Here is a 22,088-nt window from a genome sequence, read left to right as displayed (position 1 = left end):
AGTAATGGGATTTTGTTATGGCAGCTAAAGACGTTAAATTTGGCGATTCCGCGCGTAAGCGCATGGTGGCGGGCGTTAACACCCTGGCCGACGCAGTTAAAGTAACTCTGGGCCCTAAAGGTCGCAACGTAGTTCTGGACAAGTCCTTCGGCGCGCCTACCGTTACTAAAGACGGCGTATCCGTAGCTAAAGAAATCGAACTGAAAGACAAGTTCGAAAACATGGGCGCGCAAATGGTTAAGGAAGTTGCTTCCAAAACCAACGATGAAGCGGGCGACGGCACCACCACTGCAACTGTACTGGCTCAGGCGATCCTGAACGAAGGCCTGAAGTCTGTTGCAGCGGGCATGAACCCAATGGACCTGAAGCGCGGCATCGACAAAGCCGTTATCGCTGCGGTCAAAGAAATCAAGAACATCTCCCGTCCTTGCGAAGACTCCAAGTCCATCGCCCAGGTTGGCACCATCTCCGCCAACAGCGACGAGCGCATCGGCAACATCATTGCTGAAGCTATGGAAAAAGTCGGTAAGGAAGGCGTTATCACTGTTGAAGAAGGCAGTGGTCTGGAAGACGAGCTGGACGTGGTTGAAGGTATGCAATTCGACCGTGGCTACCTGTCCGCCTACTTCGTAAACAATCAGGACAGCATGAGCGCTGAACTGGAAGATCCTTTCATCCTGCTGGTTGACAAGAAGATCTCCAACATCCGCGAAATGCTGCCTGTACTGGAAGCAGTAGCCAAGTCCTCCAAGCCTCTGCTGGTGATCTCTGAAGATCTGGAAGGCGAAGCGCTGGCGACTCTGGTTGTCAACAACATGCGCGGCATCGTTAAAGTTGCAGCGGTTAAAGCGCCTGGCTTCGGCGACCGTCGTAAAGAAATGCTGCAGGATATCGCTATCCTGACTGGCGGCACAGTAATCTCCGAAGAAGTTGGCCTGAACCTGGAAGGCGCTACTTTGGATGATTTGGGGACAGCGAAGCGCGTTGTCGTCACCAAAGAGAACACTACTGTCATCGACGGCGCTGGCGCCAAGAGCGACATCGAAGCGCGCGTTGCGCAAATTCGTCGTCAAATCGAAGAAACTTCTTCCGATTACGACCGTGAGAAGCTGCAAGAGCGTGTTGCCAAACTGGCTGGCGGCGTAGCCGTTATCAAAGTTGGCGCAGCGACTGAAGTGGAAATGAAAGAGAAGAAAGCCCGCGTTGAAGACGCGCTGCACTCCACCCGCGCTGCGGTTGAAGAGGGCGTGGTGCCTGGCGGCGGCGTAGCGCTGGTGCGCGCACTGCAGGCTGTTTCTGATTTGACTGGCGACAACGCTGATCAGAACGTAGGCATCAATCTGCTGCGTCGTGCGATGGAAGCGCCTCTGCGTCAGATCGTCGCTAACGCTGGTGGCGAGCCTTCCGTAGTTGTGGACAAAGTCCGTCAGGGCGAAGGCGCATTCGGCTACAATGCCGGCACTGAAGTTTACGGCGACATGCTGGAAATGGGTATTCTGGATCCTGCGAAAGTTACCCGTACCGCACTGCAGTCCGCTGCGTCCATCGCTGGTCTGATGATCACTACCGAGTGTATGGTTTCCGACCTGCCGGAAGACGACAAGAAAGGCGGCATGCCAGACATGGGCGGCATGGGAGGAATGGGCGGCATGGGCGGCATGATGTAATCATCCCCTCTGTCACGCTTTCTCGTGGAAAGAACCCGGCTTCGGCCGGGTTTTTTTATGGCGTGAAGAGCCTGAAGCGGCTGGAGGGGTCTATTAAGAATGTTTAACCTCAAACTCGTTGCCAATGTTGCAAATATTCTTTAGAAAACACTGCTATGCTTTTGTTACCATGAAAAAATTTAATAGCCTGTATTGATAGGCGAAGATAAAAGAATTCTGCTGTTCGCGACGGTCGTCTTAAACCTCCCGGAGGCGGAGCCCGGCCAGTGATGATGGCCGTCGAGGCTTGGCGTAGTAGGGTTTGTCGGTTCAATAACTAGAATGTAGTCCATTGCGCGTAACCTTATGTTCAGTGGTTGATTGGGAAGGTTGTAGGCCAAAGAAGTGATAAAAAAAATTATGGGATTGGTTATTATTGGCGGCCTGACCTATCTGGCGGGGCTGGCATTGCTCGTGCCTGTAGAGTTTGTATGGCGTCAGGCCGGCGTTCCCGCCAACCAACTTCCCGTGCGGGTGCAAAAGCTGCAAGGAACGCTTTGGGAAGGCAAGGCGCTGATTTCTCATTCCTGGGCCACAGGCGTACTGGATTGGGATATTTATCCATCCGGTCTGCTGATGATGGGCGACGCTCTGGCGCTGAACTTTCGCGCCAATAAAATCGATATTGACGCTAAAGCCGCGCTGGACGGTTTAGACCAGGTTCGCGTGCTTGCTGACGGCTCTCTGGATCTGGCTGCGCTGGCGCCGGCGTTGCGCCGCCACCGCCTGAACTTGTCAGGAGAGCTGAAGATCAGTGGTCTGGATGTGACGCTTGATGCAAATACTGGTCTGCCATTGCGCGCCTCTGGTCGTGCGCAATGGGTGGGCGGCCCGGTCACATATCCGATGGGGCGGGAGAACAAGACCGCCACGATGCCTCCGTTGCAGGGGCTGATCAAACAGGAGGGTGAGGAAATTCACCTGGAAGTACTGGATAGCACGGAAAACAAACCCGTTATGAGCGCCCAGGTTACGCGGGACGGCACGGCGAAGATACAGATTCGCAAGCGCCTGCTGGACTTGGCGGGAGCGCCCTGGAGTAAACAGGCGAATCCTGACGATATTGTTTTTCGGGTGCAGCAACGGATACTTTAACGACCCATGTTGACAGGCCATATTACTAAGATAACCTGGGTGCTCTTGTTTGCTATAGTCGTAATGCTGGCGTGGCAGGCCGCAAGAGTGACCTGGAGCATATGGGGGGGAACCCCGGATATTATCGTTATGCCGGTGGGCGGCGTGGCGAGTGCAAACAAGAATCAGGCGACGCAGACCAATTACCCTGCGTGGAACTTATTCGGCAAGGTGGAAGAAGCGTCCGCCAAGAAGGCGTTGAGCCAAGTGGACGCGCCTATCACTGCATTACGGCTGGATCTATATGGAGTGGTCGTGGGCGGTGAAGATGGCGGCTCCGGGGCTATCATTGCGGAAAAAGGAAAATCGGCCGAATATTATCGTATTAATGAAATGCTGCCAGGCGGCGCCAAGTTGGCCACAGTGTTTCCTGATCATGTCTTGATCAGTCGTAATGGCGCCTTGGAAAAGTTGGCGTTTGACGAGTCCGTCTCTGTCACCGGCAGCGCAATCGAGCAGGTGGCGCGACCGAAAGACAGCGGCGGGATAGACTCTCCCGAAGAGTTCGTCAGCGTCGCTCAGAAGAGACTGGAGGAAGATCCGCGAGGAGCCCTGGCTTCGGTGGGTCTGGCTCCGGTGAGTGGCGGCGACGGAGCGTCCGGCTACCAGTACGATGGCGCCAACCCCATGTTGGGCGCCATGAACCTGCAGAAAGGGGATGTGATCCGTTCGGTGAATGGTCATGTTCTTGGAAACATCGAGCAGGATAGACAGATGATTCAGCAGCTGTATGAAAGCGGCATGCTGGAGGTGGAAATAGAACGGGATGGGGCGACTTTCACTATCAGTTACCCATTACGCTGAGCCAGTTACCCGCTGCGCTAAGCGACTTCCTCAAAGTAATGAAAATCAAAAAAAGATTGTTGAATGGACATGAAACATTTTAGAGCCTTTACATTTGCCTGGTTGTTGATTGCGGGTTTTTTCTCCGGCGTGGCGGGGGCCGAAGATCAGACATGGAAGGTTAACCTTAAAGACGCTGACATCCGCGCCTTCATTACCCAAATCGCCGATATCACTGGTTACAGCTTTGTAGTCGACCCCAGGGTGAAAGGTAAAGTCACTGTGGTGTCGAACGCCGCCATGGGGCGCGACGAAGTCTACGAAATGTTTCTTTCCGTGTTGAATGTTCATGGGTTTGCGGCCATTCCCTCGGAGGGAATCATTAAAATTGTGCAGCAGAATGAAGCCAAGCAGACCGCGGAGAACACCTCGATTTTTAAGACGGTGCCGAAAGAGCAATTGGTGACCCGGGTCATACAGGTCAAAAACGCCAACGCCCTTGAGCTGGTGCCAATTCTGCGCCCGATGGTGGCCAAGTATGGACACCTCGCTGGCGTCGCCGCCGCCAACGCTCTGATTATCAGTGACCACGTCAATAATATTGCCCGTATCGAACGTATTGTCAGCGAGCTTGACAGTCCTTCCAATTACCAACTTGAAGTTATTCAGCTGAAAGACGCCTGGGTTGGCGACATGGTGAAGCTGTTGGAAGAGCTTGCTCCTTCCGAGCTGGGCAAGGGGGCGCCAAAAGGGCCCGCCAACAAGTTCAGCGTTGTTGCGGACGAGCGTAGCAATCGTCTTATCCTGAAAGGTGACGAGAACTTTCGCGACAAAATGCGCCTTCTTATCGCCAAGCTGGACCAGCCAGCGGCAGTGAGCGGCACTACCAAAGTTATCAATTTGCGTCACGCTGACGCAGAGGCGCTGGCTGAGCTGTTGAAAGGGCTGATGGGCGAGATTGCTCCTGCGAAAGGCGAAGGGGCTGCAGCGGCTCCTGGCGGCGGCAAAGTCAGCATCTATCCCGATGAGGGTTTGAATGCGTTGGTCGTGCGCGCAGAACCTTCCATGATGAAAGAAATAGAGGTTATCGTTCAGCAGCTGGACGTGCGCCGTGCGCAAGTATTAATTGAAGCGGCGATCGTCGAGATCAGCGATGGTTTGAGTCGTCAGCTGGGTGTGCAGATGGCGGCGGGAGATCTGACAGGCAAGTCTGGTCCTGCGACCGTTACTAACTTCACTAACGTAGGTATTTCCGCCTCTGCCATATTGGCGGCGATCGCCAATAATTCAACTCCCTCAATTGGCGGCGACATCGCAGCAGTAGCGATTGGCGATGCTGAAGGTCGAAAAGGTTGGGGCGCATTAATTCAAGCGTTGGGCACCAGTGGACAGGCGAACCTGCTGTCTACCCCCAGCATTATCACTATGGACAATCTGCAGTCCGAAATTATCGTCGGCCAGAATGTGCCGTTCCGTACAGGGCAGACTGGCACCGGCACAGATGGCACCAGCAATCCGTTCACCACTATTGAACGTCAGGACGTCGGTTTGACGCTGCGTGTTACGCCGAGCATCAGTGATGGCGATTTGGTCAGGCTGGAGATTGAGCAGGAGTCATCCTCTATTGCGCCTTCCAACGAAAGCGCCTCTGACATCATTACCAATAAGCGTCAGATCAAAACTTCCGTTTTGGCGGACAACGCTGAAACCATCGTACTGGGTGGTCTGATGAGCGAAAACTACAAGCTATCGGAGGCCAAGGTTCCGCTGTTAGGCGACATCCCTTTGCTGGGAGCGCTGTTCCGCAGCACCAAGCGCGAAAAAGACAAACAAAACCTTCTCGTGTTCCTGCGCCCGACTATCCTGCGCAACAAGGAAGAGGCCAAGAAGGCGAGTCAGGACAAATACGATCAACTGTGGGAGCTTAACCTCAACATCAAGCGTAACCACAAAGGCGATAAGCATGCGGATAACATGATCAAGCCTTCAATAGACAGCGTTTATAAAGAAAACGCATTCGAGCAGTAGCCTCACCAAATCATGACGGCGGATTTGCTCCGCCGTCATGCCCCAGACTTCCTCAGTTCCAATCCCTCTTAACATGGCAATGTATTGGCGTGTTAATAATCAGGTGCATGGGTGCGGCGGCGAGCCGCGGGAGACAAGGTCTGACATGTGCAGGCCTTATCGTTGCAGACAAATAGGAGGGAGCTAGTTGTCTGCCTGGTTAATATTTCTCGCCGTTGGGCTCCAGGGGCGGCATTGGGCATCCCATTACCGCTGTGGCGGCGCGTAGTAGTTCATACTCTTTCAAGCTGACGTAGCCGTCGTAACTGACGCATTGCGCAAAAGCCTCGACGACGGCGGGTTTTAGTAGGGCGGACAATTGCGAAAGGGTGTTGAGAGCGTCTGCAAGCTGATCGGAGACGAGTCTGGGTTGGAAGGTCGTTTGCAGGTGAGGGAAGTTTTGCTGCATCACCTGTTTGAAGAACTGACTGGGGCTGACCTCCGGCTTGGCGCTGGTCGCTGCGACGCCAAGGCGCGCGAAGGCTGAAAGCATCAATGTAATTTCATCCTTAGCCTGTTCGTAGCGGGTCAGTGTCTCCCGCTGGGGAGCGAAGTCCTCGTCCAGTTGAGTGCGCAGCAAGGCGAGGATAGCGAACTCGGAGAGTGTGGTGCGTTCATCCAGCGCTACGATTTGTTGTGCGGTGGCGACGACCTGGGAGCGCGTGGCTGTGTCGCCTCCCTTGAGCGCGCCCAGACAGACTTCCAATAACGGTAATCGGTAATTACCTGGTATAGCCGCCACTTTCCGCTCCAGACTTTCAAACTCCAGTGCGCTTTTAACTGGTGTCCCTGACGAATTCCGGATGTTGCTCCCAACCGCCAATCGAACGGGAGATTCCAGCAGTAATAACGCGTAAATGATGCTTTCCGTATGGGCCAGGGTATGCAGGCTGTCTCCAAAAGTCATTTGAAGCGACTGCAGTGTTCGCTGGCTCCAGTTTTGCGTGGTCTGTGTGTGACGTCCGACCTGTTTGGCGATCCCCGCGCTCCGGATTTTCTCATTGGCGGCGACTGAAGCGAAGCCGGATGCAGTGACTGCGAGGTTGGCGCTGGCGCCTTCGCGTTCTCTCGCTGGCGGCCTCTCCTGTATCTGATCTTGATTGCGGCGCGCTCTTTGTTTGGTGAGAAAAAGAGGGTCTATGGCGCGAATACGCTCATCCAGCGGCGGATGGGAGGCGAACCAGGCGTTGAGTTTCAGGGTTTCTCCGAAGCACATATGGTTTACCTCTTGCGCGCTGGACGTGTGGCCGAGATACGAATGGTCCTGACTTTCCTGGATTTTAAAGAGCGCGCCGGCGATGCCCTCTGGGTTGCGAGTGAATTGCACTGAGGAGGCGTCGGCCAGATATTCACGCTGGCGGGATAGCGCGGCCTGGATCAGACGTCCGAAGAACAGGCCGATGTAACCTAGTACAAACAACGTCACTCCCGCCGCCAGCACGACTATTACGCCTCTGGCGTCGCGAGAGCGTCCGCCGCCGCTTCTGCTTGACGCGCGTAACAGGAATGCGCCGGTGGAGCCAATTAACAGAATGCCTGCGAGAACGGCGATGATCTGCACGTTCAAGCGGGTGTCGGCGTTGAGAATGTGGCTGAATTCGTGGCCAATCACACCTTGTAGCTCATCCCTGTCCAGCTTACTGACTGCGCCGGCGGTTACGACCAGAGACATATCCTCCAGGGTGTAACCGGCGACAAAGGCGTTGATGGCCCCTTCCTTGTCCATGATGTAAATGCTGGGAATGGGGACGCCGGAAGCAATGCTCATTTCCTCCACCACATTGACGAGGCGGCGTTCATCTGGGTTCTTGGTCGCTGTGTTGATCTGGCGCGCGCCAACCATTTGCGCAACGGAACGCCCGCCGCGCCTTAACTGTAAAAAACGCTTGCCTGCGCCCATCGCGACGATAGCGACAATCGCCAGGGCGACCCACCAGGCTGGGCCGGACAGCCAGACGCCCGGCGTCATGCGGGCGTCCACGAAATAGTGATACGCAATGAACCCGACGATATTAATGGCGAGTGCGATGCCGGTCAGGGCGGCGGCGAAATGGAACAGAAGCAGGCCTGAAAGCTTGCGCGCGCGCTCTTGTTTAGCGAAAAAATCCATGACTTAAGAGGAGTCAGTTGAAGCTGACTTTCACAGCCTGGCGCGCCTCGGCGGATTCAACTTCAAACAACTCGGTTTCTTTGAAGCCAAAGAGGCCGGCGATGAGGTTGCTGGGGAACTGTTCGCGGTAGGTGTGGTAAGTCATGACGGCGTCGTTGAAGGCCTGACGGGCGAAGCCTACTTTGTTTTCCGTGCTGGTGAGTTCTTCCATTAGTTGTTGCATGGTCTGGTTCGCCTTGATGTCAGGGTAGTTCTCGGATACAGCGTAAAAATTCGCGAGTGCGCGGCTCAGCAAGCCTTCAGCTTGAGACAGTTGCTTGATACGGTCGCCTTCCTCTGGTCGTTGAGCGGCTGTCTGCTGAGCGTTAACCGCCTGACTGCGCGCCTGCATGACTTTCTCCAGCGTGTCCTGTTCATGCTTCATGAACGCCTTGGCGGTTTCCACCAGATTGGGAATCAGGTCATGGCGGCGCTGTAATTGTACGTCTATTTGAGCGAAAGCGTTCTTGAAGCGATTCTTCAGAGACACGAGTTTGTTGTAGATAGATATCAGATAGAAGGCGACGGCGATGATGACGGCTATGCCGATAATCGTGGAAATGCTCATTGATAGACTCCCATAGAAATTGTTTGTCCGCATGTTAAATGAGGACGTTACACAAGTTCCACCATGGCGCGCGACGTTGGTGATCAGGTTGGCGTTGCGTGACTGACTTTCATGAATTCGATGAACTCGTCCGGCGGCACGGGTTTGCTGTAAAAGTAGCCCTGCGCCAGCGTACACCCGTCATGCTTTAGGAAGCGTTCTTGCCGGGGCGTCTCCACACCTTCGGCGATAACATCCAGGCGCAGACTTTTACCCAGCTGGATGATAGCGTGCACGATTTGGGTGTCGTCCTCGTCTTTCATCAGGTCACGGACAAACTGTTTGTCGATTTTGATCTTGCGGATAGGCAGTTGCTTGAGGTAGCTGAGCGATGAATAGCCGGTGCCGAAGTCATCCACGGCGCACTGAATGCCGAATTCACTCAGGTGGCGCAGGGACGTGATCGCCTGATTCAGGTTCTCCATGAAGCTGGTTTCTGTAACCTCCAGCTCAATCAGCGAGGTAGGGATTTGGCGGCTTTCAATGATTTTCAGGACATGAGGAGCAAACTCTTTCTGCCTTAACTGGTTAGCGGAAAGGTTTATCGCCACTTTGATATTGAACCCCTGGCTACGCCACTGATTAACTTGAGCGCAGGCCTCGTGCAGCACCCAGTCACCGATCTCAAGGATGGTTTCATTGGCTTCTGCAATGGGAATGAATACATCGGGAGGCACTAGTCCGCGTTCAGGGTGGCGCCAGCGTAGCAGCGCCTCGCAGCCCACGACTTGCTTCGAATTCAGGTCCATTTGTGGCTGGTACACCAAAAACAGCTCGTTGTTGTGTATGGCCTTGGAGAGATCTTTCTCCAGCTTTTTGCGTTCGCGAATTTCACTGTCGAGACTGGCGACATAGAACTGGAAATGATTATTGGCGACGGACTTGGCCAGCATCATGGTTTGTTCGGCTTTCTGCAGAATCTTCTCCGCATCGCGAGCGTCGTCCGGATAAATGGCGATGCCGATGGTGCAGGATACGGGGGTCAGTTGATCTTCGATCTCAAACGGGCGACTGATTTCCCGTAATAACGACTCAGCAAAGGCCGCTACCCGGTAACTGCTGCTGACATTGAACAGAATCAGGGCGAACTGGTCGCCTCCGAGCCGGCAGACGGTGTGCACGCCGTCTCTCTGTGACAGCAGTCTCTCGGCGAATGCCTGTAACAGCTTGTCTCCCTGGCTGTAGCCCAGTTGCTCATTTATTGATTTGAAATCGTCGATGCCTACGCAAAAAACAGCGAACTTCTGGTTAAGCGCTTCGGAGTCGTCCACGGCGGCTGCGATATAGTTGCTGAACAGGGAGCGAGTTGGCAGCCCGGTAAGTGAGTCGTATTGGGATAGCTTAATGATTCGGGCTTCCGCCGCCTGACGCTTCTGTTGGTGTTCCTCGATAGATTGCAAAAGACTATTGGCGGCGCGCACCCAGCTGCCCAACTCATCTTTTTCATGTTGATGGGGAACGGGCAGAGACTGGAGGCCAGGCTCTGCAGGATTGATGCGCAGCAAGGAATTGATGATTGCTTTGAGGGGCGCAGTCAGCAGGAAGTGATAAACCAGATGCAGGACAAAAGCCAGGAGCAGGGCGCGTAGAAGGCCGGTCAGGAAAATCAGTATTGAGCGCTCGAAGAACAACGCGGACTTGGGCGCCGTATCGACAATGATTTTCAGCTCGCCGTAGTAAGTTGGCTGTGGAGTGGGGCGAAACAGAGAAATGGCGTACTCACGCTCCTTGCCGAAAATAGCGTCGGTCATCCAGCGGCTCTGAGTTTCCTGCAGGGGTTTGGAGAGTTCGGCCAGCACAGTTTGGTTGGGATGGGAAATGGCGGCGTAGCGAATGGAGGGTTTTTCGAACAACCCTTCAAGAACTTGGTGCGCCAGATCAGGATCGATGCTGTAAACCGCCTGTGTGGCGGGGTCGCGAACAATCGCCAGAGTTTGTCTGGCTTCGTTGTCCATTTCTTCCACGGCGCGCATGGATTCGAAAATGATCTGTCCGAGGCTGAGTAAAACGCCTACCACTAAAGCGGTAAACAGCACCCAGTTCATTAATTTGGCGGACAGGCTATGTCGCCATTTTACTGGAGCGTTTTGCTTATCTTGAACCATGCTGATTGATTGCTTTGACGCCGACGGTGGTGATTGGGTCAATCTTATTATCCCTTGCTACAGAAAGTGTAGTTATATACGGGACAAAGTAACAGCTTGCGTGCGCCAGGAAGGCTTTATAAAAGAGCGAATTGGAGTAATTAATGAGGGAAAAACGTTCGCAGGCGGGAGGAGGTAGAAATAAGGGCGTTACGCCGGGGCGGAGAGCCCCGGCGCTGGAGCGGATTAAGCGGCCAGGTTTTTGGCGACGAAATCCCAGTTCACCAGATTCCAGAATGCGTTCATGTAGTTAGGACGAACGTTTCTGTAGTCGATGTAGTAAGCGTGTTCCCAAACATCAACGGTCAGCAGCGCAGTTTTGCCGTCAGTCATGGGCGTGCCCGCATTGCTGGTGTTGAAGATTTCCAGTGAGCCGTCAGTGTTTTTGACCAACCAGGTCCAAGCTGAACCGAAGTTGTTAACGGCTTTGTCAGTGAATTGGGTTTTGAAGCTTTCGAAGGAGCCGAAAGTTTTGTTGATGGCGTCAGCCAGCTCGCCAGTAGGTTCGCCGCCGCCATTCGGGCTCAGACAGTGCCAGTAGAAAGTGTGGTTCCAGATTTGTGCGGCGTTATTGAAAACGGGGCCGCTCTTGGAAGCCATGATAATCTCTTCCAGAGACTTTCCTTCGTATTCAGATCCGGGAACCAGACCATTCAACTTATCGACGTAAGTTTTGTGGTGTTTACCGTAGTGGTATTCGATGGTTTCTTCGGAAATGTGCGGCGCCAGCGCATTTTTCTCGTAAGGGAGGGCAGGAAGTTCAAATGCCATGAGATTTTCTCCGTCTTTTTAAGTGTGTAATCCCGTGTAAGTCTCTGATTCTAGAGTATACAGACTGAGTAAGAAGAGATAGCTCCGAATCTCCGGAAAATCAGCCTGCAGGCTCAGGGTCATCACAGTATCACCCTGGATATTGACGCCGGCCAGATAGCGACCGACTGAATTCTTTTGTTTGATCGCGCAGAATGATATCACCGGCATATATGGAGTGCTATCAAGGGTTTTTCAAGATTATTTATCAGGCTTATTAATAAAATTAATAAAGCAGGTGAGCGATGGGGTCAGGTGGTTATAAGAAATACAGGTGCTTTATTGGAGACGCCGGCCCATAAAGATGGGCCGGAAAAACACTAGTCAAAGTGAGCCAGCGAGGAAGTGAAAGGCGTATGCTCCGGCACGAACGGGAGACACTTTTCTACTTTGGCTATCAACGCTTTGTAGTCTTCCGCGACAATGTTGATATGCCCGAGTTTGCGGCCGGCGCGCTCTTCTTTTCCATATAGGTGCAGGTGCGTGTCGCTGAGCGTCAATACGCTTTTGCGGTCAGCATGACGACCAATCAGGTTGATCATGCAACTGACGCCGACAGGCTGGGTGTCGCCCAAAGGTAAACCAGCGACGGCGCGCAAATGGTTCTCAAACTGCCCTGTGTGCGCTCCATTCATGGACCAGTGACCGGAGTTGTGTACGCGCGGGGCCATCTCATTGGCCAGGAGGCCGTCAGGCGTTTCAAACAGCTCCAGAGCCAGGACGCCCACATAGGACAGATGCGCCATCAGCGTCTCAATATACTCAGCCGCTTTCTGCGCCAGATCGGCGCTAATGCGCGGCGCCGGGGCGATGGTGTAACGCAGAATGCCGCCATGATGAATATTTTCCGCCAGAGGGTAAGTGACGGTTTCGCCTGTACTGCTGCGAGCGGCGATGATGGATATCTCCCGGGAGAAATGGACGAAGGACTCGACAATCAGTTGGGGGTGCCCAATGCTGTTCCAGGCTTCTTCCGCTTCATCGACGGACTTCAATACTGCCTGGCCTTTGCCGTCGTAACCTTCCGTGATGGATTTCGCCACGACTGGAGTTCCCAGCTCGCGAGCGGCTTCCGCCAATTCTTCTGGGCTGTTGGCCAGACGATATTTGGGAGTAGGGATGCCTAATTGAGTAAACAGCGCCTTTTCGTGCTCTCTGTTCTGACACACGCGCAGCGCTTCCACTCCTGGGTAGAGCGGCTTGCGAGCAGCGATGTTTTGCGCCAGATCCAAAGGCAAATGTTCAAACTCATAAGTCACTACATCGACGAAATCAAGGAAGCGATTCAGCTCCGACTGAGTGTTGTCGGGGTCGCTGAAAATCGCTCCAAGGCCCGCAGAAGGGGCCCCGGATGTGTCGTAAAGCGCAAATTCAAAGCCCAGCGGCATACCCGCCAGCGCCATCATGCGGCCAAGTTGGCCGGCTCCAAGAATGCCGATTCTTTTCATGATTGCCTTGGATCAGCGTTGTTAAGAACAGTGTCTGTCTGCTGCTTACGGAATGCTTTGACGGCGTCCATGATTTTGCTGTCCTGCAAGCCCACAATCTGAGCCGCCATCAGTCCTGCGTTAGTGGCGCCGGCTTTACCGATCGCCAGCGTGCCCACGGGGACGCCTCCGGGCATTTGTACGATGGACAATAATGAGTCCAGGCCATTCAGCGTCTTGGACTGCACAGGGACGCCAAGTACCGGTAGCGAGGTTTGTGACGCAGTCATACCGGGCAGGTGGGCGGCGCCGCCCGCTCCGGCGATAATTATCTTGATGCCTCTGCCTTCGGCGGACTTGGCGTAGTCAAACAGCAGGTCCGGCGTGCGGTGAGCGGAAACAACTTGCACTTCATAGGGAACGCCCAGCTTGTCGAGCATCTCGGCGGCGTGCTCCATGGTAGGCCAGTCGGATTTGGAGCCCATAATAATGCCAACTAAAGGCTGCATGATTTCTCCTTAGTAACCCTGTCATTATTGGTTAAATTCGCCTATGGGGCGCGAATTTGCGGGTGGTAGAGGCATACTGTTTAAAAAAGAGGCGCATAGTTTAGTGAGTCGGTACATGGGATGCAAACGAAAGCGGCCCCTTGTTGGCCCTCGCCACAAGCCAAGTTGTTCTGTGCGGGCGGCGTCTTTATCTGGCCCGGGAAAAACGGAATAATAACGGGTTGCTTCATGCCTGTTCTGGCGCAAATTAAGGTAAATCTGGATTAAGGGCGCGTGTACGGAAACTTCGGCATTGTTTAAAATGCCATGGCGCAACCGCGCAGAACCGGGCGTTTGCCGATACACTATATAAATACAGCCCATTAGCGAGGATACATGGAGACAATTAAGCCCGAAAAAGACGAGGTTGACCGGTTTCAATCACAGCGCCATAAAGCGCCTGCGGCGAAACCTGCTGAGCCAAAAAAGGCTCCGCCGGCCGAGGAAACTCAGGTGGAGGCTTATGTCAGGCTATCCCGCCCCGCCCAGTGGGCGATTGTCTTTGTGTTTATTCTAGTGCTGACGTTTGCGCTTATTGGTTATTGGCAAGTCAAAAACCAGCAGCAAACCATTCAGTCGCTGCAGAGCCAACTGGAACAGGCGACACAGTACATTTCCCAAAGCAAACTGGTGACTGCGCGGCTGGAAGGGCAGATCAATCAGACCGACGCCACTATGGCCCAGAGCGGTAATGAAATGGCCAGGGAACTGAAGACGCTGGACTCTGAAATCCGCAAGCTGTGGGATGTGTCCAATAAGCGCAATAAGCAGTTGATTGAAGATAATCAGAAAGCGCTAGCGGCCCTGCAGGGTGATTTAAAGCAATCGCAGGAGCGAATCAAAGCATTAAGCGGAGAGTTAAGCGGCCTGACAGTTATTGGCGAGAACCTTGGTAAGTCACAGGAAGCGCAGGCGTTGCAGATTTCCGCGCTGGCGGATGATATGGGGCGCACCGATGAGGCGTTGGAGAAGAAGCAGGGCGAGTTGGGGCAGCTTCTGAAGCAAAGTTCCGACAAGCTGGAGAAATCTTTGTCGGAGCAAACAGTGGTACTCGCCAAGCTTGAGCGCATGATCGGCAAAATGAATGAGCAGAACCTGGACGGTAATCTCAAGGAGCTTGAGAAGAAAGTCAGCGCCATAGACGCTACGCGTAACCAATTGGTGCAGCGTTTTGTTGAGTTGGATCGCCGTATGAACGAAATTGGACTGCAACTGAAATCCATGCAGAAATAAGCCTGCGCTATTGCGCCTGAGCGAGCCTTAGGCGCGCTCCCGCAGCGCATGAATCAATGCTTTAGTCTTCTCTTACTCTTACTCTTACTCTTACGGCCGCGGCGTGTTGACGATCGTGGTCGCATCAAAGTCCACTGCTTGAAACTGCGGCTCGATTCTCACCTCGACATATTGACGAAACAGTAGCGCCGCCGCCACGGATGTTTCCAGCGTCGCCAGCCTGTTTGGGTCGTACAGAGCCGCCTCTCTTTCCTCATTTCGCGCTCTCTGAGCTTCTTCATAAACCGGGCCTCCCGCGGCGGGAGGGGCGAATAGTCCAGGAACGAAAATGTCTGATAATTGTGGGTTCTGAAGCAGGGCGAGAGAGATTGAATCCAGAGTGGAGCGCTCCACCGTATCGGCAATCGGGATATAGTTAATTTGCGCTTCGGAAAAGGTGATGTCGAGAGCCCGGCCGTCTTCAAGTTCAATGTGAACGCTGGCTTCTGTAGAGGGCTCATCCAGGGGCTTCCATTCCATTTCGTAGGGAAGCTCTTCCGCATAAACGCTCAAGGAAGCGCCAAGCAGTAGCGCTGACAGAACAGCTTTGAGAGAGCGTTTGACGTGTATATCAGGCGCTGTGGAAAGGACATCCGAGTCGTTCATGAGTAGTGACCATTGCGCGTTTTTATAATTGGTTTTGGATGGATTGTAGCAACTCAACAGTGTGGGAATGTGGAGCCGCTTCAAAATACGGCTTAAATCTTTCATTCCCTGACCACATAGAGATATGTCATTGCAGTCCGGGCTGTCTATTGGCGAACTGCTGACTGTAAAGAAATGTAGTACAAAGTAACTCGTTGTAGCGAATACTTGCTCCATTTCTCAGCCGGCGACGAATTCGGTTGCTAGAATCCTTTCCATCTTCGAGAGTCCGTGGCGCAGGGCGGCGCGCTCCTGCGCAGACTTTCGTCTCTATTAACAAGAGCCATGATTTGCGAAATGGTCATGAAAACGACGCCCTTATTCATGGGGGAGCGGGTATGCAGCGAAACCTGAGCGTTAAAACGTTTGTCCTTCTGCTTATAGCAGCGGCTGGCGTAAGCGGTTGTAAGATCTATCAATCGGTAGGGAAGAGCGTAGGAGCCTTTGTGCATCCGGTCAGCGGCCCCAAATTTGTGCATATTCCTGATTCTAAGTGGGATAGCGAGACATCTGCGCTAATCTATTTTTACAGGCCTCACAGTGATTGGGCGTCTGAAGAAATTGAGTCGCCCAGTGTGTATGTCGACGATAGCCAGTACTTTAACTTTCGCGACAACAGTTACACTTGGCTGCAGGTGGCGCCGGGCGAAAGGCGCATCACCATGCGCAGACCCTTGTTAGGCTTTGAGGGGATCGGTGGGTTTACTCTTAGCAATATGACAGATCAAACTCTCAGTGTTGATGCGGGTAAAGTGTATTACCTGCGTTACTCTGAAATCAGCAAGCCAGATCCAAACCCGGAAATCGAAACAGATTCCCCCTGGGCGGAAGGCGATCTGCAGTTAGTGGCTGCGCAGTTCGCCTACAACGAAATTGTGGAGACTCGTTTTCTGAACAGCGATCTGCTGGCGCCTAATCACGCCGCCGTCTCTATAGTAAAAGAAAACATAGAGTATGCATTCGAGCAGGAGCAGGAAGAGATTGAAGTCGCCCGCGCGGAGGAAATTGAAAGGCTGAAAGAGCAGGGGCATTATCGTCCGGACAAGTGGTGGTGTATCTATATGTGCGGCGGCGGACCGACCAAGCGGCTGAAGACGGATGCTATGCAGCGCGAATTGGATAAACGTAAGGAAGCCTATAAGGCGGAGCTGGCGGAAGGGGAGAGTTCTTCCTGGTGGTGGCCGTTTTGAGGATGGAGAGGCGCTCGCCACATTAAATTTTCAATTCCACGCCGTCATCCAGTTTCATAGGGTGACATCTGGGTTTAACATCTATCATTTACTGTAAGGGCTTCGATTGAAGCAGAAGCGGCGGCTACGCTGCGCTTCTGAAATATGGGTAAGGATTTCAGTCGCTTAATTTTTAATATAAGCGGCGATGAATCAACAGCGGACAGGAAACAGAAAAAGGACTTACTGAACTATGAGCGTGACGACCATGTTTCAAGACCAAGTGCAAAAGACCAGAAGCTTTGTTGACCGTGTGAAGGATGTATACACCAGGGCCTATGATAAGGCGCTGCAAACCGGGAAAGGAGGGCTGGCTGGTGCGACGCGCATCAGTGCTGCGCTGGAGCCGAAGGTGCGGCAAAGCATCGATTCAGCCCATCACTTCTTTGATTCCATAAACCAATCGCTAGCGGATAAGGCAATCCCGGATTGCCGTCGCTCCAATGTGGAGTCGGCTCGACTGGAGGAGAAGTCGTGTGCTGCGCGACACCTGAGTGACTCCGGCATTGTGCGCCAGGATATCCAAGGCTGAGTCTATGGGGCGTTATTAACATGGCAATGAAATTGGCTTGTCAATAACTAGGCGCATGAATGCGCCTGCGCGGCGGCCAGCCGCGGGAGGCGGACAAATAGAAGGAAGCTATTAGTCCGCCTGATTATTAGTGCTTGCGGATATGTTAAGGCGCCCGCGTTTTTCATAGTGATTAGGAAAAAATCATGAGGCTATTGCACACGATGATCCGGGTAGGCGACCTTGGTCGTTCCATCGGGTTTTATACTGAAGTATTGGGGATGCGTCTGTTGCGGCGCAAAGATTACCCAGATGGCCGCTTCACGCTGGCTTTTGTCGGTTACGGCGAGGAATCGGAGAACTCTGCCATTGAGCTGACTCATAACTGGGATACCGACTCCTATGAACTGGGTGACGGCTTTGGCCATCTCGCGATAGAAGTAGAAGACGCATACCAGGCTTGTGACGCTATTCGTGAAAAAGGCGGGCAGGTAGTTCGGGAAGCGGGTCCGATGAAGCACGGAACTACAGTTATTGCGTTTGTCAAAGATCCTGATGGCTATATGATCGAGCTGATCCAGCGCTAACTTTTCTTCTGGCTACTTAGGCTTTTATTTTTCTATCGAATAAGCGCTGTAATGTGGCGCTTTTGATCGACTTTTCAGCGAAATACTCATTGTAAAAACTTTTTTAAATAATGCGCTTGACACACCATGGGGCGATCAGTACTATGCGCATCGTCTTCACGGGGCAGCCAAGCGGTTCGCAGGGTTGATTCGGAAGCGCCTCTTGATTCAGAGTGAAGCGGGGGTGGTTAGCTCAGCTGGGAGAGCATCGCCCTTACAAGGCGAGGGTCGCAGGTTCGATCCCTGCACCACCCACCAAATTCTGAAGTAGAGATCGCGGAGCGGTAGTTCAGTTGGTTAGAATACCGGCCTGTCACGCCGGGGGTCGCGGGTTCGAGTCCCGTCCGCTCCGCCAATTTCTCTAAAATCAAGAGCCAGTTCATCTGGAACTGGGTGGTTAGCTCAGCTGGGAGAGCATCGCCCTTACAAGGCGAGGGTCGCAGGTTCGATCCCTGCACCACCCACCATCTCACCCAAAGATGGATTTTCGCGGAGCGGTAGTTCAGTTGGTTAGAATACCGGCCTGTCACGCCGGGGGTCGCGGGTTCGAGTCCCGTCCGCTCCGCCAACTCTCTTCCCTTGTTTTTTCCTGATTTCACTTCGTTTCCTAATTTTCTGATTTAAATCACTAATTTAGCGCCCCTTCTAAATTACTCTATCTCTCTTCTTTGTCATCTTTTTGACATGGCGGTTTTGTAGTCTGGACTATAACCATTAACAAGGAGTGGTAACCATGCAAGAGTATATTGATGATCTCATTGATATTGATTATGAAGAGTTTGACGATGATGAGTTCGTTGACGACGCTGTAGAGCTTTAATTTAGTCTATTCTTGTCTCTCAGGTATTTTCGCCTGTTGCTGTGTCTCCGTCCTTGCTGCCAGAAATTTGTTGGTTCTTGAAAGGTTTTGGATTGACGCCAAACCACCTCTTAAATGCCCGATGAAATGCTGCGGGCGAAGAAAAGCCCAAAAGATAGGCGACTTCGCCAATCGTTAGGTCTGTGGCTTTGAGGTAAGTTTCAGCTACTTGTTTGCGAGTCTCATCCAGGACTTGTTGAAACTGAACGCCTTCCTTTCTTAATCGTCTTTGTAGTGTCCATTCCGATAGGCCTAACTGCTTTGCGGTTTCAGCTAGACCCACTTCGCGTCCCTGCAGCATGGGCGTGATTATTTGTTTGACCCGTTCAGTCAGGCTGGTTGCACCCACCAGGGTGGTGAGTTCCCGATTGCAGATGCTCACAATTTCGCTGTGTGTGGCTGGATTTGCGTAAATAGAAGGAAGAGAGAGTGCTTCTTTACGGAAAATCAGTGCGTTACGGGTGCGTGCGAACCTAACGGGGCAATTAAAAGCTTGCTGATAATGATGGGCGTAAGGCGGCGCTTCAAATTCGATTTCCACCTCCTTAAGTAATCGCTCTTGTCCTGTAATCCAATGCGCCAAAGCGCTCCAACCACTAAGCAGACAGTCCACCACGAAATAATTGAACTCGTTATAAGGGCTGATGGAGTAAAACTGGGCGACGCCGCCTTCTTCCGTCAGATAAAACCGGCTACTGCCTCGTTTGTTGACGCTGCTCAGACTTTCATAATGAATCCATAGCCGAATGGCTCGCTCCAGATTGGGGCTGGTCATCGCTGCATAGCCGGATAGTCCCATGTGAGAGATGCGTAGCGCCTGTCCCATAAAAAGCCCTAGCGCCGGTTGGTTAGCTGCGCCGATTAGAGCCTGCCCGATGCGCATGAAGCGGGAAATGCTGACGCGCGCCTTGGGGGAGGCCAGTATCTCAGGGGTGACGCTATATTCATTAAGGGTTGGCGTTGGGTCGACATTTAGTCGGAGGCAGGCTTCGCGCATTAGATCAACGAAATTGACGGATATGTCGCCGAGCTGCATGCGGATCTCCTGTGAGTGGGGTTTAAATAGAGTGTCCTGTGTATTTTATAGATAAAAAAATGTTATCTAAAGATATTGGCTGTTCCTCAAGGCAAGGCTAACTTATATGGCAATTCCCGCAGACTTGGTCGCTGCGTATAACTCGAGGCGGAAGCCGCGTCCTAATCGGTATTCCGCTCATTAAAGTGAATATTCAGGAGTGTTTCATGCAACAGAATTCATCTGGCGCGAGTAAGTATCCGCATCTGTTGGCCCCTTTGGATCTGGGCTTCACCACCCTCGCCAACCGCACCCTCATGGGGTCCATGCACACGGGTTTGGAGGAGTCTCCGAACGGCTTTCAGCGCATGGCGGCGTTTTATGCTGAGCGTGCGAGAGGCGGCGTTGGTCTGATTGTAACCGGTGGTATCGCTCCGAATCCGGAAGGCGCAGTTGCTCAGGGCGCTTCCAAAATGGACTCCGACGCGGATGCGGAAAAACACAAGATTATCACTCAAGCCGTGCATGAAGCTGGCGGCAAGATCTGTATGCAGATTCTGCATGCGGGGCGCTACGCCTATCATCCCAAACTGGTGGCTCCATCGCCTATTCAGGCTCCGATCAATATGTTTAAGCCTCGCGAGCTGACCACTGAAGAAGTGGATGAGCAGATAGACGCGTATGCTGATTGTGCTGCTCTGGCGCAACAGGCGGGCTACGATGGCGTTGAAATCATGGGCTCGGAAGGCTATTTCATCAACCAATTCATCGTAAGTCACACCAACAAGCGGACTGACAAGTGGGGCGGCGACTACGAGAGCCGCATTCGCATGCCGATAGAGGTGGTGCGCCGCGTTCGTGAGCGAGTCGGTCCGAACTTTATCATCATTTACCGCCTTTCTATGCTTGACCTGATTGACGACGGCAGTAACTGGGAAGAGGTGGTGCTACTGGCCAGGAAGATCGAAGAGGCGGGCGCCACCATTATCAATACGGGTATCGGCTGGCATGAAGCGCGCGTCCCCACCATCGCGACTATGGTGCCGCGAGCGGCGTTCACCAAGGTAACGGCGAAACTGAAGAAAGATGTCAACATTCCGTTGGTGACCACTAACCGTATCAATATGCCGGATGTTGCGGAAAAAGTGCTGGCGGATGGCGATGCGGACATGATTTCTATGGCTCGCCCTTTCCTGGCGGATGCGGATTTTGTCGTAAAGGCGGCGGAAGACAGAGCGGATGAAATCAATACCTGTATCGCTTGTAATCAGGCCTGTCTTGATCACACGTTTCAGATGAAGCTGACTTCCTGCCTAGTGAATCCTCGCGCCTGTCATGAGACCGAGCTGGTCTATGTGAAAACCAATGCGAAGAAAAAACTGGCGGTTGTCGGCGCAGGACCTGCTGGTCTGGCTTTCGCTACGGTAGCCGCTGAGAGAGGGCATGATGTAACTCTGTTTGATGGTGGGGATAAGATCGGTGGCCAGTTCAATGTCGCTAAGCTGATTCCGGGTAAAGAAGAGTTTTATGAAACCTTGCGTTACTTTGACCGTATGCTGAAGAAACATAATGTCGATGTGCGCCTGAATACTCGTGTGAATGTGGAAGACTTGAAGGCTGGCGGTTACGACGAGGTGATTCTAGCGACCGGTGTTTCTCCCCGTATACCCGAAATAGAAGGGATCGAACATCCAAAAGTGATGGGGTACCTGGATGCGTTACTGGGGCGTAAGTCGATAGGGAAGAAGGTTGCTGTTGTTGGCGCTGGCGGCATTGGGTTTGATGTCAGTGAATTTATTACTCACGAAGGGAGGTCTCCCAGCCTGGACGTTTCTGCGTTCATGAAAGAGTGGGGCGTGGATCTTGGGGTGGAGCATCGTGGCGGCGTGCAAGGTGTTGACGCGCATATTGAGCCGTCGCCCAGAGAGGTTTATCTGTTGCAACGGAAAACCTCCAAGCCTGGCAAGAATTTAGGTAAGACGACGGGGTGGATTCATCGCGCTTCACTAAAGAATAAGCAAGTGCGGATGGTCGCTGGCTGCGAATACGTCAAAATCGATGATGACGGTTTCCATGTAAACATTAATGGCGAGGCCAAGCTGTTGCCCGTGGATAACGTGATTATTTGCGCAGGACAAGATCCTTTGCGTGAGCTGCAGCAGCCGCTTGAGGCGGCGGGCGTGTCCGTGCATCTGATTGGCGGCGCGGATGTCGCTGCGGAGCTGGACGCCAAGCGTGCAATTAATCAGGGCAGCCGACTGGCGGCGGAAATCTGATTCGACCTTTCAGGGGCTGGCGCTGAGCTGAGCCCTCTTAAGCCTTTCATTTCGCACAAACCAAGCCATTCGGCTTAGTTTGTGCGCTCTTTCCCCAACTGGCCGCGACCTGTCTGACTGACATTTCCAAGGTTGCGTGCTAAGTTTTCATCAGCTTCATTATTAATCAATCAATGCGCCGGAGTGGTTTTAAGTGGCCCAGGAGCAAAAAAATATTGGTGTTTAAACGCTTGGTAAGCGCTAACGAAACAATTTTCTGTTATGTTGTTCCGCTTACAAA

General features: G+C 53.0%; 17 protein-coding genes and 4 tRNA genes. 13 read left to right on the top strand and 8 right to left on the bottom strand.

What is annotated here, in order from left to right; all coding sequences use genetic code 11:
* Positions 1-17 precede the first annotated feature (17 nt).
* The 4 genes from groL (at position 18) to gspD (ending at position 5,651) form a co-directional block, all read left to right on the top strand.
* Positions 18-1,667 carry a chaperonin GroEL gene (gene groL, locus AC2IBB_RS23605; RefSeq protein WP_486329165.1) on the top strand — a complete coding sequence of 550 codons (1,650 nt, stop codon included), beginning with the start codon at positions 18-20 and terminating at the stop codon, positions 1,665-1,667.
* A gap of 399 nt (positions 1,668-2,066) precedes the next feature.
* Entirely contained in the window at positions 2,067-2,801 is a 735-nt protein-coding gene (gene gspN / locus AC2IBB_RS23600; RefSeq protein WP_486329164.1) for a type II secretion system protein N, read from the top strand.
* A 39-nt stretch (positions 2,802-2,840) separates the two neighbouring features.
* On the top strand, positions 2,841-3,644 hold the full coding sequence (locus tag AC2IBB_RS23595; RefSeq protein WP_486329163.1) for a type II secretion system protein N: 804 nt from the start codon (positions 2,841-2,843) through the stop codon (positions 3,642-3,644).
* Between the two features lie 63 nt (positions 3,645-3,707).
* Positions 3,708-5,651: a type II secretion system secretin GspD gene (gspD, locus tag AC2IBB_RS23590; protein ID WP_486329162.1), complete on the top strand. Its 1,944-nt coding sequence runs from the start codon at positions 3,708-3,710 to the stop codon at positions 5,649-5,651.
* Between the two features lie 199 nt (positions 5,652-5,850).
* Here gspD and AC2IBB_RS23585 read toward each other — a convergent pair whose 3' ends face one another.
* The 6 genes from AC2IBB_RS23585 to purE form a co-directional block, all read right to left on the bottom strand.
* Positions 5,851-7,800 carry a M48 family metallopeptidase gene (locus AC2IBB_RS23585; RefSeq protein WP_486329161.1) on the bottom strand — a complete coding sequence of 650 codons (1,950 nt, stop codon included), beginning with the start codon at positions 7,798-7,800 and terminating at the stop codon, positions 5,851-5,853.
* 13 nt (positions 7,801-7,813) lie between these two features.
* On the bottom strand, positions 7,814-8,407 hold the full coding sequence (locus AC2IBB_RS23580) for a LemA family protein (protein WP_486329160.1): 594 nt from the start codon (positions 8,405-8,407) through the stop codon (positions 7,814-7,816).
* A gap of 83 nt (positions 8,408-8,490) precedes the next feature.
* A complete protein-coding gene (locus tag AC2IBB_RS23575; protein ID WP_486329159.1) occupies positions 8,491-10,551 on the bottom strand; it encodes a putative bifunctional diguanylate cyclase/phosphodiesterase in 2,061 nt (686 codons plus the stop codon).
* A gap of 225 nt (positions 10,552-10,776) precedes the next feature.
* On the bottom strand, positions 10,777-11,361 hold the full coding sequence (gene sodB / locus AC2IBB_RS23570; RefSeq protein WP_486329158.1) for a superoxide dismutase [Fe]: 585 nt from the start codon (positions 11,359-11,361) through the stop codon (positions 10,777-10,779).
* A 359-nt stretch (positions 11,362-11,720) separates the two neighbouring features.
* Positions 11,721-12,848 (bottom strand): 5-(carboxyamino)imidazole ribonucleotide synthase, encoded by a 1,128-nt coding sequence (locus AC2IBB_RS23565; protein ID WP_486329157.1) that lies wholly within the window; start codon positions 12,846-12,848, stop codon positions 11,721-11,723.
* Positions 12,845-13,336, bottom strand: coding sequence for a 5-(carboxyamino)imidazole ribonucleotide mutase (gene purE / locus AC2IBB_RS23560; protein ID WP_486329156.1), 492 nt, complete (start codon positions 13,334-13,336; stop codon positions 12,845-12,847). The genes AC2IBB_RS23565 and purE overlap by 4 nt, the downstream gene beginning before the upstream one ends.
* Before the next feature lie 375 nt (positions 13,337-13,711).
* On the opposite strand from purE, the gene AC2IBB_RS23555 reads away from it, so the two are divergent.
* Positions 13,712-14,608, top strand: coding sequence for a hypothetical protein (locus AC2IBB_RS23555; RefSeq protein ID WP_486329155.1), 897 nt, complete (start codon positions 13,712-13,714; stop codon positions 14,606-14,608).
* 90 nt (positions 14,609-14,698) lie between these two features.
* Here the strand turns inward: AC2IBB_RS23555 and AC2IBB_RS23550 are convergent, their stop codons facing one another.
* Positions 14,699-15,358: a hypothetical protein gene (locus tag AC2IBB_RS23550; RefSeq protein ID WP_486329154.1), complete on the bottom strand. Its 660-nt coding sequence runs from the start codon at positions 15,356-15,358 to the stop codon at positions 14,699-14,701.
* 272 nt (positions 15,359-15,630) lie between these two features.
* On the opposite strand from AC2IBB_RS23550, the gene AC2IBB_RS23545 reads away from it, so the two are divergent.
* The 7 genes from AC2IBB_RS23545 to AC2IBB_RS23515 all read left to right on the top strand — a co-directional run bounded on the left by AC2IBB_RS23545 (position 15,631) and on the right by AC2IBB_RS23515 (position 18,226).
* Entirely contained in the window at positions 15,631-16,482 is an 852-nt protein-coding gene (locus tag AC2IBB_RS23545; RefSeq protein ID WP_486329153.1) for a DUF2846 domain-containing protein, read from the top strand.
* A 232-nt stretch (positions 16,483-16,714) separates the two neighbouring features.
* Positions 16,715-17,053 (top strand): hypothetical protein, encoded by a 339-nt coding sequence (locus AC2IBB_RS23540; protein ID WP_486329152.1) that lies wholly within the window; start codon positions 16,715-16,717, stop codon positions 17,051-17,053.
* Positions 17,054-17,238: 185 nt separating this feature from the next.
* Positions 17,239-17,619 carry a lactoylglutathione lyase gene (gene gloA, locus AC2IBB_RS23535; RefSeq protein WP_486329151.1) on the top strand — a complete coding sequence of 127 codons (381 nt, stop codon included), beginning with the start codon at positions 17,239-17,241 and terminating at the stop codon, positions 17,617-17,619.
* A gap of 221 nt (positions 17,620-17,840) precedes the next feature.
* Positions 17,841-17,916, top strand: a tRNA-Val gene (locus tag AC2IBB_RS23530).
* Positions 17,917-17,936: 20 nt separating this feature from the next.
* Positions 17,937-18,013, top strand: a tRNA-Asp gene (locus AC2IBB_RS23525).
* A 36-nt stretch (positions 18,014-18,049) separates the two neighbouring features.
* Positions 18,050-18,125 (top strand) — tRNA-Val (locus AC2IBB_RS23520).
* Positions 18,126-18,149: 24 nt separating this feature from the next.
* Positions 18,150-18,226: transfer RNA gene (locus AC2IBB_RS23515), tRNA-Asp, on the top strand.
* 271 nt (positions 18,227-18,497) lie between these two features.
* Here the strand turns inward: AC2IBB_RS23515 and AC2IBB_RS23510 are convergent.
* Entirely contained in the window at positions 18,498-19,553 is a 1,056-nt protein-coding gene (locus tag AC2IBB_RS23510) for an AraC family transcriptional regulator (protein ID WP_486329150.1), read from the bottom strand.
* 206 nt (positions 19,554-19,759) lie between these two features.
* On the opposite strand from AC2IBB_RS23510, the gene AC2IBB_RS23505 reads away from it, so the two are divergent.
* Entirely contained in the window at positions 19,760-21,808 is a 2,049-nt protein-coding gene (locus AC2IBB_RS23505) for an oxidoreductase (protein ID WP_486329149.1), read from the top strand.
* Positions 21,809-22,088: the final 280 nt, after the last annotated feature.

The sequence above is a fragment of the Hahella sp. NS-SX17 genome (genome assembly GCF_057367735.1).
The sequence above is the reverse complement of the archived record's forward strand: the minus strand, read 5'-3'. Positions and strand labels throughout refer to the sequence as shown.